This is a genomic window from Vibrio cortegadensis (assembly GCF_024347395.1).
GTDB lineage: Bacteria > Pseudomonadota > Gammaproteobacteria > Enterobacterales > Vibrionaceae > Vibrio > Vibrio cortegadensis.
On sequence record NZ_AP025473.1, the window covers coordinates 501,259 to 516,819 of the forward strand.

15 protein-coding genes are annotated in these 15,561 nt (G+C 41.4%); 7 read left to right on the top strand and 8 right to left on the bottom strand.

The window, feature by feature from the left end; genetic code table 11:
• Positions 1–40: 40 nt before the first annotated feature.
• Positions 41–661 carry a hypothetical protein gene (locus OCV39_RS16605; protein ID WP_261890049.1) on the bottom strand — a complete coding sequence of 207 codons (621 nt, stop codon included), beginning with the start codon at positions 659–661 and terminating at the stop codon, positions 41–43.
• Between the two features lie 450 nt (positions 662–1,111).
• Here OCV39_RS16605 and OCV39_RS16610 point away from each other — a divergent pair, with 450 nt between their 5' ends.
• Positions 1,112–1,636: a DUF3087 domain-containing protein gene (locus OCV39_RS16610; protein WP_261890050.1), complete on the top strand. Its 525-nt coding sequence runs from the start codon at positions 1,112–1,114 to the stop codon at positions 1,634–1,636.
• A gap of 72 nt (positions 1,637–1,708) precedes the next feature.
• Here OCV39_RS16610 and OCV39_RS16615 read toward each other — a convergent pair whose 3' ends face one another.
• The 6 genes from OCV39_RS16615 to OCV39_RS16640 form a co-directional block, all read right to left on the bottom strand.
• Positions 1,709–2,452 (bottom strand): phosphatase PAP2 family protein, encoded by a 744-nt coding sequence (locus OCV39_RS16615; protein WP_261890051.1) that lies wholly within the window; start codon positions 2,450–2,452, stop codon positions 1,709–1,711.
• A 128-nt stretch (positions 2,453–2,580) separates the two neighbouring features.
• Positions 2,581–3,702 (bottom strand): ABC transporter ATP-binding protein, encoded by a 1,122-nt coding sequence (locus OCV39_RS16620; protein WP_261890052.1) that lies wholly within the window; start codon positions 3,700–3,702, stop codon positions 2,581–2,583.
• A 129-nt stretch (positions 3,703–3,831) separates the two neighbouring features.
• On the bottom strand, positions 3,832–4,314 hold the full coding sequence (locus OCV39_RS16625) for a glycosidase (protein WP_261890053.1): 483 nt from the start codon (positions 4,312–4,314) through the stop codon (positions 3,832–3,834).
• Positions 4,315–4,346: 32 nt separating this feature from the next.
• Positions 4,347–4,748 (bottom strand): hypothetical protein, encoded by a 402-nt coding sequence (locus OCV39_RS16630; RefSeq protein WP_136994968.1) that lies wholly within the window; start codon positions 4,746–4,748, stop codon positions 4,347–4,349.
• 26 nt (positions 4,749–4,774) lie between these two features.
• Positions 4,775–5,782: a UDP-3-O-(3-hydroxymyristoyl)glucosamine N-acyltransferase gene (lpxD, locus tag OCV39_RS16635; protein ID WP_261890054.1), complete on the bottom strand. Its 1,008-nt coding sequence runs from the start codon at positions 5,780–5,782 to the stop codon at positions 4,775–4,777.
• Positions 5,783–5,809: 27 nt separating this feature from the next.
• The gene (locus OCV39_RS16640; protein WP_136994966.1) at positions 5,810–6,832 is read right to left on the bottom strand and encodes a porin; all 1,023 of its coding nucleotides are present in this window, start codon (positions 6,830–6,832) and stop codon (positions 5,810–5,812) included.
• A gap of 407 nt (positions 6,833–7,239) precedes the next feature.
• On the opposite strand from OCV39_RS16640, the gene OCV39_RS16645 reads away from it, so the two are divergent.
• The 6 genes from OCV39_RS16645 to OCV39_RS16670 all read left to right on the top strand — a co-directional run bounded on the left by OCV39_RS16645 (position 7,240) and on the right by OCV39_RS16670 (position 14,251).
• Positions 7,240–8,466, top strand: coding sequence for a sugar ABC transporter substrate-binding protein (locus OCV39_RS16645; protein ID WP_017052434.1), 1,227 nt, complete (start codon positions 7,240–7,242; stop codon positions 8,464–8,466).
• Between the two features lie 10 nt (positions 8,467–8,476).
• The gene (locus OCV39_RS16650) at positions 8,477–9,760 is read left to right on the top strand and encodes a carbohydrate ABC transporter permease (protein WP_017052433.1); all 1,284 of its coding nucleotides are present in this window, start codon (positions 8,477–8,479) and stop codon (positions 9,758–9,760) included.
• Between the two features lies 1 nt (position 9,761).
• On the top strand, positions 9,762–10,595 hold the full coding sequence (locus OCV39_RS16655; RefSeq protein ID WP_017052432.1) for a sugar ABC transporter permease: 834 nt from the start codon (positions 9,762–9,764) through the stop codon (positions 10,593–10,595).
• Between the two features lie 17 nt (positions 10,596–10,612).
• Positions 10,613–12,406 (top strand): glycoside hydrolase family 13 protein, encoded by a 1,794-nt coding sequence (locus OCV39_RS16660; protein ID WP_261890055.1) that lies wholly within the window; start codon positions 10,613–10,615, stop codon positions 12,404–12,406.
• A 3-nt stretch (positions 12,407–12,409) separates the two neighbouring features.
• On the top strand, positions 12,410–13,330 hold the full coding sequence (locus OCV39_RS16665; RefSeq protein ID WP_261890056.1) for an ROK family protein: 921 nt from the start codon (positions 12,410–12,412) through the stop codon (positions 13,328–13,330).
• A 120-nt stretch (positions 13,331–13,450) separates the two neighbouring features.
• Positions 13,451–14,251: a TrmB family transcriptional regulator gene (locus OCV39_RS16670; RefSeq protein WP_171755634.1), complete on the top strand. Its 801-nt coding sequence runs from the start codon at positions 13,451–13,453 to the stop codon at positions 14,249–14,251.
• Positions 14,252–14,327: 76 nt separating this feature from the next.
• Here the strand turns inward: OCV39_RS16670 and OCV39_RS16675 are convergent, their stop codons facing one another.
• Positions 14,328–15,482 carry an aminotransferase-like domain-containing protein gene (locus tag OCV39_RS16675; RefSeq protein ID WP_261890057.1) on the bottom strand — a complete coding sequence of 385 codons (1,155 nt, stop codon included), beginning with the start codon at positions 15,480–15,482 and terminating at the stop codon, positions 14,328–14,330.
• Between the last annotated feature and the right edge of the window lie 79 nt (positions 15,483–15,561).

The window sequence follows — 15,561 nt, forward strand, 5'->3', positions numbered from 1 at the left end:
GATATAGATTTTTATCTATATCGGCTAGTTTATTCTTTATTTATTTTGCAGTATTAAATGAAGATACAACTTTGTAATTGTTGTATGCAGATATTACGCTGTCATTTAAATAAAGTACCTGATCTGTTGTATGAGAAAATTTATCTTTTTCATTGATAAGGTTAAGGAAACCAACGTTTTGTAATGCATCGCTTGCATTAATCGTTGTCATCATTGCGACACTTTTAAGTGCAGGCTTAGCAGCATCACCTAGGCCGCTCATGATTTCGCTAAACATAGAAGATGCTAAGAATTTATCGACAGTCGCTTTATTTTTTGGCGATAACGCATCGTAAATAGCTTTCTTCTCTTCGTCTGTTGATGCAGCTTCCGTTGCCGCGAAAAAATTACCTAAAGCTGGGGTTGCAATTAATTCTTCGGTATATCTTTCATATGCTGGTTTAGCGGCTAGAAATGCAGTGTTAACGGCTAAACGGACGGTTTCAACTTCAACCACAGTTGATGGCTCGTAATGGCTATCGTCAGAACTGATTGCTAGTTCGCTGCCTGTTTCTCTTAATGCGTCATATGATAGAGGTTCATCAGCGCTTTCGCCGCCAGTACTGATACAGCCAGATAACATTAACGTTGATAGTAGTGAAGCTATAATTGTTTTTTTCATAAATACCACTTACTTAACTTTGAATTATTATATTGAATAGACACTTGTTTGATACGTGCTGAACTGATGTTAAGCGAAATGTTAGACTATATGCAATGAAACAGTTTTAATGCAAAAGGATGATTGCAAGAAGTGTGATATTGATAGGTTAGTTTAGTCGTTTTAATTATCGGATAGGAGGAATGAGCAGTAATCATAATTAATGTAATGATAATTTTTTGATCAATGACACTTATATATGGTGTATCGTTCTATTTATCGGAGAGGGGGGAAGCTTATTACAATCTCCTATTTCGGTGATTTTTAACGATGTTTGTACGTGAATATTTCTATTATGCGGTCGAGAAATAGTGAACCAAATGGTAAGTTCTTACCCTCAGTCCATGAAACCTGCGTAAAATAATAATTTCTGTGTAGGCATCTATTCATTAAAGGGGATTCGGTAACATAATGAAAATAATAGAAATCGATAAAGTTACGTATCGTAAGCGTTCTAATATAGTCATCATCTCATTTGTCGCGTGTCTTGCGATTTTAGCCTTGGTATTTGGCGCGATTTTAATTCAACTATTTGGAACAGAACCAGTCAGTTCATCGGAGTCGACAGGGAATTTTCACCTGAATTTAATGGGTGTGATTTTATCTGCGGTGGTCTCGGCTTCAATAATGAACCACTTCAAAACACACTCTTTTTTGACCGAAATATTTTATGTCTGGCAATTGAAGCAGATACACAACAAAATTTATCGCAAAGTGCGTAAGATTAAGCCCGCGTCGGAAGAACAGAACGTGACCGCTTTGATCATTCTTAACTTCTATTACACCACTCAAAAACAGGTGTTTTGGTTGGATAACAACACTCTGACGATGTCGACAGTGCAAAAACAGCTGGATGAAATCCAAGATAAAATAAAGATGTGGAATCTTGATATATCACTGGAAGATTTTGATTTGAAGCTGTTAGAACAGTTTTAGATTTGAAGGTAACAAGAGCTAGCAAGGTGCTGGCTCTTTTTTATTTATCGACTAATTAATCTTTTATATTTGTCATTTCTGCTTCGTCACTTTCAGGACTTGATGGACCTTGTTTTGTATCCACTGCTCCGGAATTAGACAGTATAAAATGAGCGCACATGCCATAGAGCCAACAAGATCGATTGGCCTATGCATTCCTAACCAAAGCCGGCTGTACGCAACACCAACCCCCCAAGTAAGAATGATGCTAAATAACATATAACGTTTATGTTGAATAAGAATCCCTCCAAAAAACAGAATACAGACCGATACAAAAATCGTGTGCCCAGAAGGAAATGAGAAATCCATTTCCCCGAGCCAATGACTGGTTCTCCAAGGGCTCACCGTGTTTGAGACCGATTCAATGACTGCATTTTTATTCTCAACGTCTAATTGATAAAACGTTCCCGCACTTTTTACCGCATCAATATGTTGCAGAAAATTGGCATAAGGTCTTGGGATTGCAGTGACCTGTTTGAGTAAGGTTTTTGCCCCAAAACTCAGCACCAATAAAATGCCAAGTTGGGCACCAAGCTTAAGCATCGTGGACTTAGGAAGCTTTAGATAGATTGGTATGAGACATAGTGCGATGGTAGAAAATAGGAAACCGTGGCTCCCTGCGGAATCAGTCAACCACTGAAGTAGAGATCCAGTGGAATCGCTAACTGTTGAGGCGAGGTCGATGCTTGGAATACTGGATACCATAGCAATGACCAGTAACATGTATATGGCGAGTGCGATACAGCCGGAGCGTTTGGTTTGAATGAAATGAGTCACAGTAATTCATTGTTTAAAAAATTTGCATAAGCATACGTGACTGAATGTGGAAAAAGCATCAACGCAGTGTCAGTTTTTAGTTGAAGGGTAAGATGAGTCTTGATTGTTCAAGACTCATCGTCCACTGACTATAAAGTTAGGTTTTGCTCTGTTTCGGCATCAAACACATGGCAGAAGGCGGAATCAAAATTGAATCTTATCTCGTTGCCAATATAAGAGGTGGTGATATGTTGATCGTTAACCCTTGCGACAATTTCATTATCGCCAATGCGGAAGTGAAGATATTTCTCATTCCCTAGATTCTCTACTACAGTGAGCTTTCCAGGATGGACATTAATGAATTCGTCGTCTTGCGCTAGGCTAATATGCTCAGGTCGGATCCCAAGACAAACTGGTTTATCAATATAGTGGGTCAGCTTTTCTTGCTTGTCGGTCGGGATCATAATTCGAGCGCCATCAACTAGCTCAACATAGATATTATCCCTTTCCTTTCTCAGTACAGTATTGACTAAATTCATCGATGGCGACCCTATAAAGCCTGCCACAAATTTATTTGCTGGGTAGTTGTATAGGTTCGCTGGAGTATCAACTTGCATGATTTTACCTTGGTTCAGTACACAGATCCGATCGCCCAGCGTTAGCGCTTCGGTTTGATCGTGTGTGACATACACCATGGTGGCAGGGTTACCTTCTTCTTTTAGTGATTGATGAAGCTGAGCGATTTTTACACGCATGGATACACGTAGTTTGGCATCTAAATTTGATAACGGTTCATCAAATAGAAATACGTCAGGTTTGCGAACGATAGCTCGGCCTACAGCAACGCGCTGTCTTTGTCCGCCAGACATTTCCTTTGGTTTACGGTCGAGTAAATCCGTTATTTCAAGTTTTTCTGCCGCTTCTTCAACACGTTGCTTGATCTCTTCTTTGGATTTTTTCTGCATTTTTAACCCAAAAGCCATATTGTCAAAAACGGTTTTATGGGGATACAACGCGTAGTTTTGAAACACCATGGCAATGCCGCGATCCTTTGGAGGAAGATCGTTAACCACCTTGTCTCCAATTTGGATTTCACCACCTGAAATGCTTTCTAACCCAGCGATCATTCGTAAAGTGGTGGATTTTGCACAGCCTGATGGCCCAACAAAAACCATGAATTCACCCTCTTGTATGTCGAGATCGATACCGTGTACGGCTTTAAAACCATTGTCATACTCTTTTTCTACTTTACGCAGGCTAACTGTTGCCATTTGATACTCCGTATACGGGTTAAAACTGAAGATTTAAATTGTTGTCCATTCAGATAATGACTCGTGTGGGACAGTCATTATTTGGATGAACAACTGCGCTTCGAAAAAGCAATGAAGCGCAGGTTGAGATTAGTTACATTTTTTGATCAGTGCTCTTACTGGTTTTTTCTCTTCGGTCACTTCGATACTCCACAGGTATTTGCCATCTTCTGGAATATTGACCACTGTGTTTTTGGCAAAGCCACCGCGTTTGAGTTCTTTTACGTAGCCAGCCGTCATTGCTTTGCCATTTGCCGTAAATTGAGGATTCCAGCTCATGGTGGCAAACTGAAGGCTAACGTTACCCGCAGTTTCTTCGCTGACGACTTGATAGATTCCGTTGCCTTTGTATTGCATTTGGCGATTATCCATATGCATCCACTGCCCATCAGGGAAAGTACCAACAACAAATAGAGAAGGGCGAATTGGGCCACGTTCTTCTACTGTTGGGAGGTTACAGTCGGCAAAAGGCCCTGTGGCTAAAGCTTGCTTTGGTGCGGCTGGTTCTGATGTACTCGCACAACCCATTAATGCAGTAGACAAGATAGCGGCAAGCAGAATTTTGTGTTTCATCGTTAATTTCCTTATTGTTCTTTGACTAATATTTATATAGTGATATTGGAGTGTGTTTCTAGATCGAAAATATGACTGAAATAAGTATCAAAATTGAATCTGAAATATTCACCAATATTTTTATTGGTGACCATCCGTCCTCGAACTTTCGAAGTGATGAGGCTGTTGGCTAATTCAAAGCTAATATGCTGAACATTATCTTTGCAGTGAAGCTCTGTTATTTTTCCTTGGATGGTATTAAGTTGCTCGTTGTGTTTTGCAAGCGTAATGAAGTCGGGGCGAATACCAAATTCAACGGGTTGATCAATATACATTTTAAGCTTGTCTTGTTGATGCTCAGGAATATGCAACCAAGATTGATTTCCAAGTTCTACATATATCTTGCTATTACAAGCTCGGATGGTAGCTTCAATGATATTGATGGGTTCGTCCATGTGATTCTTCACTACTTATAAAATGGCTAAAAATTAAAGATCTTGGCGAAAAAGCTTCTCTCTTTTCCGATCTCTTTTGGTTGTTGATTCAATTTTGAACTTTTGGTTAATTTATTGAGAGCGGCTAAGTTCTTGTAATAGGCTCTTGCGTCTTTCGCGGGATAACCAAATAAGTCACTATTTGCTGGGAACGAGTGGCTGACGCCTGATTTTGCTTTGATCACAGAATTCTTGCCGATGGTTAAATGCCCAGCGGTTCCTGCTTGGCCATGAACGATGACGTTATCTTCTAGAATTGTATGTCCAGCAAATCCTGTTTGAGACACCAGTAAGCAGTGTTTTCCTATGTGGCAGTCGTGGCCGATCTGAACCAAGTTATCAATTTTGGTGCCTTGTCCGATAATAGTATCCCCAAGGGTTCCTCTATCGATGGTGTTATTGCAACCAATCTCGACATCACTTTCAATAATGACTCTGCCAACACTTTCTACACGTTCGTAACGGCTTTTTTTGCCTGTCATATATTCGAAGCTGTAATTGCCGATTGAGTTATTGGAATCGATGGTGACATTATCTCCTATAACGGTCCCTTCCTTGATGACGGTATTGGCATGAATAGCGACGTTGTGACCAATGGTGACACCATTCATTATTTTTACGCCCGGCATGAAGTGACAGCCCTGACCTATTTGGCAATATTTACCAATGTAAACATCAGGGTTTTCAGATGTGTTACCTTGATCAAATAGCTTATATTTACTGGCTTTGTAATATCGCATTAAGTGGTTTAGCTTTTCAGCATCCACCGAGTCGATGACAATTTTTGTTTTAGCAGGGCAAGACAAAATACTTGATGGCCCAATAATTACATCAGCCGAGGTTTCAGATATTGCTTTGAGATCTTTTTTCGAGAAAACAATCGCAAGACCACCTTGTTCATCACTGCGAACGGGGCGTATGCGATTAATTTCCATCGATTCGTCGCCTTCAATGTTACCGCCAACGATTTGAGCTATCTCTGAAACGTTTATCATAATATTTTGTCTGCCATTGTCTGATAGTTAGAAACGGTATAGAGCTTGTAAGAATAGAGTGTTCTGTTCAACTATTTTTTCATCGCCAGCGTATTGATCCATATTTGATGTCTCAGTATCTTTCGCCCACTCATATTCTGCTTTAACTAACCAGTCGTCACCTACAGCTTGCTCATAACCAATGGTCGCTTTACGGATGTCTTTGAAATAGTCATCATTGCTATTGATACCATTGGTTTCATTTTCACCGATGCGAGCGCGTACATACATGGTGCCTGCGTCATCAAAGCTGTATTGAACGATTGGTTCGAAGTATTTCTCTGTAAAATCACTGACTTTAGAGCCATTGGCATCGTTCTCTTTGATTTGGTAGAAGAACTCAACGCCTAGCTCCCAATTATCGAACCGTTTATATGGCTTGAACAACAAGCTATAGCCTTCTTCTTTTACGGTTCCCCACGCACTTTTATCTTCATCGTTATACAGATACTCAAGGTTGGAGTAGAAGCCAGCGTTATATTCATTGCTCCAATAAGTTAGGTAAGGTCGAAAGCTATGCTCTGTTTTCGTTTTTCGTAATCCTGATGTACCAGCCGTGCTGTATAGCTGACTTCTTGTGTACTCAATATCGTAGACGGCACCTGTCGCCCAACCCCCGCCAATATTGAAGCCTTTATCAAGTGATAGGAGATGCTTATATCCATCTTCAGTCTCAGAATAATGACTTCCGTCCTGTTTTATGAGCTCTTTCTTACGGTCTTCTAATTTGAACGCGTATAGAGCCGATAAATTCCATTTCGCATTTCGGTAGAACAGACTTACCACTTCGTGGGTTCTTGTTTGTTCTGTTGATTTGATTCCGCCCCATTTGGCCCAGTCAGTTGTGTTTTTGTATTCATACTCAATTGATGATCCAACGTGCCCACCAAATTGCATAGCGTCATCAAAAAAAGTGTCTTGAGGGGCAAATCCTCGGTCATCTGAAGCGAATGCGGTGGTACTAAGGACAAGCGTATTCGCGATTAGTACGGACAGTAGTGTTTTTTTCACAGTATTTCCTTATCAATCCAGCGGTATATTTTTATTGAATAGTTCAATGCAATGAATATTTAGTAGTTCACGTTGAACGCCTAATTATTGTTCTGCATTTAATTTCTTTTTTCTCCCTGGATTTATAACAAATGAGAGATTGGTCACTTTTAGTAGTGGTAATTGTTGATCTTCATCACAAATGCTCGCTTGTTAGCCAATATTCAATAGAGTTTTAGTGGCAGAGACACGATAAACCCATATGCTCTCTGCTGTCTCATTGAATATAGGAAGACAGATTGTCATGGCTTTTAGTTGATCGTTATCACAAATATGCTTGTTGTTTATTCAATTTGTGTTGACTTATTTCTGTTCAAATCTAACCTAGTCGTATCTTATGGACTACTACAATGTTTCACGGAGTAGATATGAAAAAAAATATCCTAACAACCGCTTTGATGACTTCCGCTTTGATCGCAGGATCTGTCACCGCCGAAGAAATTAAGCCAGAAAGCGATGCTGAACTATTAATTTGGACGGATCGTACAACAGTTGAATACATGGAGTTTGCAGCGGAGTCATTTAATGAGAGCTTTGGTTATGATATTGATTTCTCATTCCGTGGATTAGCTCCAATTGATTCGGCCTCTCGCCTTATTCAAGATGGAGGTTCGGCGCGCGTTGCGGATGTGGCAGAAATTGAACATGACCTTCTAGGGCGCTTGGTGGTTGCGGGTGGCGCAATGGAGAACTTGGTGTCGGCTGAGCGTATTAATTCTACTTTTATGCAAAATGCAGTCAGTGCTTCTAAAGCCGAAGGGGTCGATTATGGCTTTCCGGTCAGTTTTGCGACAACCGCGCTGTTCTATAACAAAGATCTGCTTCCAAAGGCTCCTGAATCGTTTGAAGAGTTGATTGAGTTTTCAAAACAATTCAATAACAAGAAAGAACATAAGTACGCTTTGCTGTGGGATATTCAAAACTATTATGAAACGCGAATGTTCGTGACGCTATATGGTGCTTATGAATTCGGTAACAATGGTACGGATGCGAAAGATATCGGCATCAATTCAGAGAAAGCGCAGCAAGGTTTGGCTGCAATGAAGCAACTTCAAACGGCAAATAATTCGAACCCAATTGATATGCGCAACCCTCAAGTTCGACGTGGGCTGTTTAGCGAAGGTAAAGTGGCGGCAATTATTGATGGACCTTGGGCAATTCAGGGTTACCAAAACTCCGGTGTTAATTTTGGGGTGGTGCCAATGCCGAAGTTAAATGGCTTGCAACCGAGAACATTCTCGACAGTGCGTCTAGCGGTTGTCTCCTCATACACCGAATACCCAAGAGCGGCTCAGTTGTTTGCCGATTATCTATCATCTGAAAAAATGCTTAAAAAGCGTTACGAAATGACGGAATCTATCCCGCCTATCCAGTCGGTAATGGAAGATATTATTGTCGATGCAGATGAAGCTACGTATGCCATTATTACTCAAGGGTTCTATTCAGATGCAATGCCGTCTGTACCTGAAATGGGCTTTATTTGGTCTCCAATGGCAAGTGCAATTACTGATTTTTGGATGAACGATAAAACGCCAAAACAGGTGCTAGATAAAGCAATGAATATCATTAAAGAACAGATCGAATTGCAGGAATAGAAGGTCATTTATGTTGTTAACAGAGACTAAGCCGGCATCGAAGGTGCCTGCTTCTATCCTTATCATGGGGAGTTCTCAATTACGGAAAGGGCACTGGGTTAAAGGAGGGGTGTTTTTAGCAATGCAGGTCATGACATTGCTGATGCTACCTGACCTTATTCTTGCTCTGAAAGGATTGATATCTCTTGGTGATGTGGCACAAGTTCGTAAAGGGTTTAAAGTATTTCAAGGTGACAACTCCATCTACCTGTTAGTGGAAGGGGTTATCGCTCTATTGTTTAGTTTTCTTATTACTTGTTTGTATATTTCAAACGTGAAAGACGCGCAACAATGTGGGCAATGTCGTTTGTCGGTAATGGGGCAGTTGAAAGATATTTACGATAAAAAGTTTGCCTTTATCATGTTATCGCCTGCTTTTATCGCTTGTATCACCTTTATTATTTTACCAATTCTGATCACGGTACTGGTGTCATTTACTAACTATTCAGCACCGAATCATATCCCTCCCCGCAACTTAGTGGATTGGGTTGGTTTTAAAAATTTCTTCTCTCTATTTGAGTTAAAAATTTGGTCAAGCACCTTTTTCGGTGTGGCGTCATGGACGGTGATCTGGGCATTCTGTGCCACGATATGTACCTGTGGTTTTGGTTTTCTTCTTGCCCTTGCGCTAGAGAATAAAAAGATTAAAGCGAAGAAAGCGTGGCGATTTATTTTCATTCTTCCTTATGCGATCCCTGCGTTTGTCACTCTATTAATGTTTCGCTTATTGCTGAATGGTATCGGGCCAGTTAACGCGACTTTGAATACATGGGGCTTTGATTCGGTCGCCTTTTTATCTGACCCTATCATGGCTAAGTTCACAGTCATTGCGATCAGTGTATGGGTTGGAGCGCCTTACTTCATGCTGTTGATTGCGGGTGCGCTAACTAATATCCCAGCCGATCTTTATGAAGCAAGCGAAGTCGATGGTGCGAGTAAGCTTCAGCAGTTTTGGGAAATTACGCTACCTATGGTTCTTCACCAAGTTGCCCCATCTCTCGTGATGACCTTTGCACATAATTTCAATAACTTTGGTGCGATATTCTTGCTGACAGAAGGTGGACCGATTAATCCTGAATACCGTTTTGCAGGCCATACGGACATTCTTATCACTTGGATCTACAAACTGACGTTGGACTTCCAGCAATATCAAATCGCTTCGGTAATCTCGATTGTCATTTTCTTGTTCTTATCTGGTATTGCGATCTGGCAATTTAGTCGAATGAAATCGTTTAAAGATGATGTAGGAATGTAAAATGGAAAAGTTAATTGGAAAGCTAGGAACCGCGATTGTTTACCTATTCTTGACGTTAAATGCATTGCTTGTGCTTGCCCCTGTTATTTGGACGGTTTTAGCGTCATTTAAGCCCGGTAATAACTTATTTAGCTCAAGTTTTACGGATATAGGTTTCACGCTTGATCACTATCGTGCGCTTTTTACCGATACTCCATATTTAGATTGGTATCTGAATACCTTTATGCTGGCAACGGCAAACATGTTGATTTCACTTGTCGTCGTGACGATTTCAGCCTTTGTATTTTCTCGTTACCGCTTCAAAGGTAAACGCAACGTCATGATGAGCATTTTAGTACTGCAAATGTTTCCTGCGTTCTTATCAATGACCGCAATCTATATTTTGTTGTCGAAATTGAACCTTATCGATACCTACGCAGGTTTATTGTTTGTCTATGTCACGGGCTCACTGCCATTTATGGTGTGGCTGGTGAAAGGGTACTTCGATGCGATTCCAACCTCATTGGATGAAGCGGCGAAAATCGATGGTGCAGGGCACATGACCATCTTCATAGAGATAATATTACCTTTGGCAAAACCTATCTTAGTTTTTGTGGGGTTAGTGTCGTTCACAGGTCCTTGGATGGACTTCATTCTGCCGACTCTCATATTACGTAGCGAAGAAAAAATGACTCTCGCTATTGGTATCTTCAGTTGGATCTCTTCTAACTCGGCTGAGAACTTTACGCTCTTTGCAGCAGGTTCACTGTTAGTTGCCGTTCCAATTACGTTGCTGTTTGTTGCAACGCAGAAACACATCACCACCGGTCTCGTCAGCGGTGCAGTAAAAGAATAAAAATCAGGAATACACACATGATTACAAAAAGCTCGCTAACACACTCGGCAAAGAGTGCGGACAGTTACGCCTATGATAATGAAACGCTTCACTTAAGATTACGCAGTGCAAAAGGCGAAATTGAACGTGTGGCGCTATGGATAGGTGACCCTTATCACTGGGCTGAAGGTGGACTCGATGGTGGTAATCTCGGCGGAAGTGATGCTCATGGCTGGGTAGGTGGAAATGAAGTTCCTATGATCCATGAAGGAGAGACGGAACACCATGACCATTGGTTCGCCGAATTTAAGCCGCCGAAACGTCGTAGTCGCTATGGATTTATTCTGTATGGCAAAGACGGAGAAAAAATTCTATTTGGTGAAAAACGTTGTGCAGATCTGTCGGATCCGAATGAAGCCGAAGCCGAGTTAAGTAACTTAAGTAATTTTTATTGCTTCCCTTATATCAATCCACGTGATGTTTTGAAAACACCGAGTTGGGTTCCTGACACTATTTGGTATCAGATATTTCCTGAACGCTTTGCTAATGGTCGACCTGAAATTTCACCAGCAGAAGTGCAGCCATGGGGAACTCGGCCTGTGTCTACTAACTTCATGGGAGGCGATCTTTGGGGAGTCATTGAGAAGTTAGACTATTTACAAGATCTTGGGATCAATGGTTTGTACCTTTGTCCTATCTTTACAGCCAACGCTAACCATAAATACGACACGGTCGATTACTATAACGTTGACCCGCATTTTGGCGGTAATGAAGCCTTTAAAGCGTTAGTTAAAGAGGCGCATGCGCGTGGAATGAAAATCATGCTCGATGCGGTATTCAACCATATTGGTGATAAGTCACCGTTGTGGCTCGATGTGGTAGAAAAAGGTGCAGATTCTAAATACGCCGATTGGTTTTGGATCAATAAGTTCCCGGTTTATCCCGATACACCAAAAGATGAATGGGATTTTTGGAACTTTAACTACGAGACTTTTGGTAACGTACTTGAGATGCCAAAACTCAACACAGAAAATGAAGAGTGCCGAGCATACCTTCTTGATGTTGCGCGTTACTGGGTGGAAGAGTTTGATATCGATGGTTGGCGTTTAGATGTGGCCAACGAAGTGGATCACTCTTTCTGGCGCGATTTTCGCACCGTAGTAAAAGGCATTAAGCCAGATTGCTACATCTTAGGTGAGATTTGGCATGAGGGAATGCCATGGTTACGAGGCGATCAGTATGACTCGCTGATGAACTACCCATTAACTCAAGCAATCACAGACTATTTTGCATTGGCAGCATTTGATAAAGAGAGCTTCATGCACGCGGTAAGCACTTCATATTTGGCTTACCCTCATAACGTCAATGAAGCGATGTTTAATTTGCTCGATAGCCACGATACTACTCGTATTCTGACTCTATGTGGTAATGATAAACGTAAAGCGAAACTCGCGTATCTATTTATGTTCACGCAAGTGGGTGCTCCTTGTATCTATTATGGTGGCGAAATAGGCATGGACGGCGGGCGAGGCATGGGAAGTGAAGATAACCGAAAATGCATGATTTGGGATGAATCTGAGCAAGACCATGACTTTAAAAACTTTATCAAAGAACTGGTTGCACTAAGGCAGTCGCATCCTGAGTTTAATCAGCCACAAATCGAGTGGTTAACGGTAAATGATGACGAATGTATTGCGTATCAACGTGGAAAAGTGACGTTTGTACTCAATAATTCGGCTGCTCAAAAGAGCGTTCAAGTTAATGGCGACGACATTGAGTTAGATGCTTATGGGTATCGTATTCTCAATGAAGTAAAGATGGGTCAGAAGTAACGGATGTCGAACTCGTTGGTGTTAGGAATATCCATAGATAATCAATGGATCCGTACTGTGGTGGTCACAACGTCTTGGCAAGATGAAGTATATCGAACCTCGCAGAAGACGCCTCAAACGTTACCTGAGTTGCTTCAAGCGGTTGAAGTCTTAGTCAGGAATATTGAGTGGGGCTATGGGCGGCCTAACGCCATCGGGTTAAGTGTGTCCGAAGAGTTCTACCAGAGAGATGGCAACAACGTTCTTATATCGGACACTATTGCGAATGATGTAAATCAAAAGACAGGTATTGAATGTAATGTGATTCAATCTGCTTACGCGGCTCTGCTAGTTAAGCGGCAAATGATGCCGACAACGTCAAATGAAAGCGTGCTCAGTACGGTGATTGATGCTCATTGCAGTATCGTATTCGTTGATGATGAACATGCGGCACGGAAAAATCGACTTTTCGAATGGGCGCATAGCCGTTTACCGGAATATCACTGGCTTATTGATGGGCTATCTCCCGTTTGTCATTGTGGAAAAGAAGCTTGCTTAGATCAGTTTCTTACGGTGCAAGGTATTGAAAGGCAGTATCATCAAGTTGTGTTGAAAGATTGTACGCTTGCAGAAATATACCAGCTGGTTGAAGCAAGTGATCACCATGCAACTCGTATATATCGTGCTTTTGTTGACCAATTGGCACGAGCACTGATTGCTCCTATCCAATCGCTCATGCCTGCAACTTTGCAGTTATTTGGGGCGGCCAGCCGCTATCGCTTTTTAGGGGAAGATCTGAAAGTGGCGCTCTCTCGTTATTGCGAGCCTAGTATCATCCCAGAAATCAAACACGATATAGATAATACATCTTTGTCTGATGAGTTTGTTTTTGCGCTAGGCGCCACGTTATTGCCTTGCCTAATACGATCTGGAGCATTGAGTTAGAACGTCACCTTACCGGTTCTTAATATATTTAAAAAAAATCACATTAATCATTTACGCTCATAGTTTTAGGAGTGGTAGTCTTAGAGAGAAGATGTTTTGAATAGTTTTAGAGGACAACCCGTGTCAGAGCTAGTAACCAAATTAATGGATTTTGGTTTTACCAAAACAGATGCCCTTGTTTATATTAATTTGCTGAAAAACGGCCGAGCAAGTGGTTATAAAATTGCAAAAGAGATCTCTTTGTCTCGTTCATCTGTGTACTCTTCAATCGATAATCTGTACAAGAATGGCTACATTTTTATGTCGGAAGGGGAGACCAAAGAGTATGAAGCGAAGTCTCCAGAGTTGATTTTCAGTCAGATCGAAAAGAAGACCGTTGAGAATATCAATGTGCTTAAAACTGAACTGTCGAAAATGATGCTCCAAGAAGAGAAAGAGTTTGTCTATAACGTGTCTGGATTTGAAAATCTAATCCAGAAGGCGAAAGAGATGATCAATCAAGCGCACCTTGAGATCTATCTGAATACTGATTTTCATCTCTCATTGTTTGAGAAAGAGTTGTGCGATGCTGTTGAGCGTGGCGTGCGAATCATTGTTTTTTCGTTCAATCGCATTCAGGCTCCTCATGAAAAAATCGAGCTATATTCTCGTTCTCAGAATGATGAATTAGAGTACCCTTCACATCGTTTCATGTGTGTCGTGGATATGAAGCTAGCGATAATGTTCTCTCATCGTGAAGAGACATTGGGTTTATACGCCAATAATCGTTTGATGGTAAAAATGATCGCTGAGCACATTCACAGTGATATCTACCTCATGGCTTATGAAGGGCTAGAACCAGAGAAACGAGTGCGTGTGAATACGATTCATGAGCAACAAAACTCAATGGCACTGGCGGATACAGACAAGCCTAGCGCTTAATCTCATAAGATAAATAGAATAAAAAAAGCTGATATTTTCATATCAGCTTTTTTTGTGTGCCATTTAAAAGTGAGATTTATACGATGGTTTGTCTAAGCACCTTCGCCAGTCGCTTGACCGCTTCCACTAACTCTTGCGGGTTGGCATTGGTAAAATTAAGTCTAACGGCAGCCGGTGTGTTTTCTGGTTGTGGATAGAACACAGGGCTAGGAACGACCGCGACACCATTGGCAAGTAAGGTTTTAGCCAATTCAAACGTGTCGCAATCTGGCAGGGATAACCATACGAACATGCCGCCATCGACTGGTTTCAGTACACAATTTGTCGGTAACTGTTGTTGTAATTCAGAGAACAGAACTTCGTAGCGTTGCTTGTACAATGCCTGGATCTTTGCCATATGCTGTTCAAAGTCAGGGTGTTTGAGCAGTCCTAATAATAGGGCTTGCATCGGAACACTAGAGTGTAAATCGGCCCCCTGTTTTACCTTGATCAGCGGTTCTAAATAGCTTTTTTTGCCCGTTACCGCGCCAATTCTTAACCCTGGAGAGGCAATCTTAGAAAATGAACGCAACACAATGGAGTGTTGTGGGCAGAACTCCGACACCATAGGCAGAGCATCGTTGATAAATCTCAACTCTCTGTAAGGGGCATCTTCAATAAAGGCTACGTTATATTGAATGCATAATTCAGCAACCTGTTTACGGACTTCGAGTGACCAACAAACGCCTGTCGGGTTATGAAAATCAGGCACTGCGTAGAACATCTTAGGTGCTTGTTGGATAAAGCACTGCTTAAGTTCTTCGATATTCGGCCCAAATTCCGTTTGAGATACGGTCACGATATTGGCTTGAACTAACCCAAAAACTTGCATCGCCCCCAAGTAGCTCGGCGCTTCCATTACCACGGTATCATTGGGATCAACATACGCACGAGCAATCAAATCTAGCCCCTGCTGAGAGCCTGTACAAATCATTGGCATATGGCTGTCAGGAAGTTGATATACATCGGTCAGGTGTTCTAATAAGGGGGCATAACCTGCAGTTGATCCATACTGGAACACTTCAGGCATATCGGACAGTTGCTCAAGCGTTTCTCGCATTAAGTCAATGGGGAACGTTTTCTCATCAGGAAGACCACCTGCAAGAGAGATGACATTTTTGTCAGAAGCGGCGGCGAGTATTTCTCGAATATAAGATGACTGTATCTGTTGCAGTGATTGTGCGATTTCCATGTGCGTTCCTGTCTTTTTGCTTTTATTTATTGTTTTATTCTTCTCTCATTGATACTACAGAGCATTGCGAGTTTCGGTT

Coding starts and splice junctions, on each gene's coding strand:
- OCV39_RS16605 (WP_261890049.1), bottom strand. CDS start 661: ATGAAAAAAACAATTATAGCTTCACTACTATCAACGTTAATGTTATCT.
- OCV39_RS16610 (WP_261890050.1), top strand. CDS start 1,112: ATGAAAATAATAGAAATCGATAAAGTTACGTATCGTAAGCGTTCTAAT.
- OCV39_RS16620 (WP_261890052.1), bottom strand. CDS start 3,702: ATGGCAACAGTTAGCCTGCGTAAAGTAGAAAAAGAGTATGACAATGGT.
- OCV39_RS16625 (WP_261890053.1), bottom strand. CDS start 4,314: ATGAAACACAAAATTCTGCTTGCCGCTATCTTGTCTACTGCATTAATG.
- OCV39_RS16630 (WP_136994968.1), bottom strand. CDS start 4,748: ATGGACGAACCCATCAATATCATTGAAGCTACCATCCGAGCTTGTAAT.
- lpxD (WP_261890054.1), bottom strand. CDS start 5,782: ATGATAAACGTTTCAGAGATAGCTCAAATCGTTGGCGGTAACATTGAA.
- OCV39_RS16645 (WP_017052434.1), top strand. CDS start 7,240: ATGAAAAAAAATATCCTAACAACCGCTTTGATGACTTCCGCTTTGATC.
- OCV39_RS16650 (WP_017052433.1), top strand. CDS start 8,477: ATGTTGTTAACAGAGACTAAGCCGGCATCGAAGGTGCCTGCTTCTATC.
- OCV39_RS16655 (WP_017052432.1), top strand. CDS start 9,762: ATGGAAAAGTTAATTGGAAAGCTAGGAACCGCGATTGTTTACCTATTC.
- OCV39_RS16660 (WP_261890055.1), top strand. CDS start 10,613: ATGATTACAAAAAGCTCGCTAACACACTCGGCAAAGAGTGCGGACAGT.
- OCV39_RS16665 (WP_261890056.1), top strand. CDS start 12,410: ATGTCGAACTCGTTGGTGTTAGGAATATCCATAGATAATCAATGGATC.
- OCV39_RS16675 (WP_261890057.1), bottom strand. CDS start 15,482: ATGGAAATCGCACAATCACTGCAACAGATACAGTCATCTTATATTCGA.